At 70.0% G+C, this 1,363-nt stretch carries 1 protein-coding gene; it reads left to right on the top strand.

Annotated features, from left to right (window positions below; genetic code table 11):
- Window positions 1-206: 206 nt before the first annotated feature.
- Window positions 207-1,363: serine/threonine protein kinase (locus tag D7Y13_RS41455; protein WP_147452649.1), on the top strand; the 1,157-nt coding region annotated here is incomplete at its 3' end.

Genomic DNA, 1,363 nt, shown 5'->3' with positions numbered 1-1,363 from the left:
GCGACAGCAGCCCACCTCACACCCGCCGCCCACCCACCCTGGACGTCCAGTCATTTCCACGGGTTGTCACAACCCACCACGCCCGCCTCCCCCCGGTTCAGCACCTGGAGCGAAATCTTCGCATGCCATGCGAGCGCGCCCGGGACTTTCGGGCGAAGGCGAGTATGCTCGGGCTTTCCCCCTTTACCGGCCCCGTCTGATCGCCCGTGGCAGAACCCAGTCCCCAGCAATTCGGCAAGTACGTCCTGGTCTCCAAGATTGCCGCGGGGGGCATGGCCGTCACGTATCGCGCGCGCCTGACGGGGGCGGCCGGCGTCACGAAGCCGTGCGTCATCAAGCAGATCCTCCCGCACTTCGTGGACGACCACGACTTCGTGGAGATGTTCATCAGCGAAGCGCGCGTCGCGGCCGGCCTCACGCACGGCAACATCGCGCAGATCTTCGACTTCGGTGAAGTGGACGGGCAGTACTTCATCGCCATGGAGCTGGTGCACGGCCAGCCCCTGTCCAAGGTGCTGCGCCGCGCGGCCCGCGCCGGGGTGGGCTTCCTGCCGCAGCCCCTGGCGCTGCACATCGCCAGCAAGCTGTGCGAGGGCCTGGACTACGCGCACCGCCACGTGGGCGAGGACGGCCAGACGCTGGGCCTGGTCCACCGCGACGTGTCCCCCGACAACGTCCTCATCTCCTACGAGGGCGAGGTCAAGGTCATCGACTTCGGCATCGCCAAGGCCACGAGCGCCGTCGAAGCCAAGACGTCGCCGGGCACCCTCAAGGGAAAGTACCCGTACTTCTCCCCCGAACAGGCCCGGGGACAGCAGGACCTGGACGCGCGCACGGACGTGTACGCCGCGGGCATCGTCCTCTACGAGATGCTGTGCGGCCGGCGCCCCTTCGAGGGCGAGTTCGTCACCGTGCTGCCCCGCATCATCGACGGCGACTGCCTGCCCCCGTCCGCCATCAACCCGGGCGTGGGCGAGGACCTGGAGCAGATCGTCGCGCACGCGATGGCCGTGGACCGCGACGCGCGCTACCAGACGGCGAAGGACCTGAGCGAGTCGCTGGTGGAGATGCTCTACCGCGACACGCCGCGCTTCACGCCCACGATGCTGAGCCAGCTCATGTCCTACCTCTTCGCGGAGGAGCTGACCGCGGAGGGGCGCAAGGTGGAGCTGCCGCCCAGCTTCAAGGACCAGCTGGCCGCGTGGCAGTCCCCGTCGTCGGAGCCGTCCCAGGGCCGCGCGCGGATGCCGTCCAGCAACGGCCGCGCGTCCAGCCCCGGTGTGTCCCGGCCCTCCAGCCCCGGCGTCGTGTCCCGGCCGTCCAGCCCCGGCGTGCGCTCCCCCAGCGCACCCGGCCTGCGCCC

Origin of the sequence: Corallococcus praedator (assembly GCF_003612125.1) — a bacterium.
GTDB classification, from domain to species: domain Bacteria; phylum Myxococcota; class Myxococcia; order Myxococcales; family Myxococcaceae; genus Corallococcus; species Corallococcus praedator.
The sequence above is the reverse complement of the archived record's forward strand: the minus strand, read 5'-3'. Positions and strand labels throughout refer to the sequence as shown.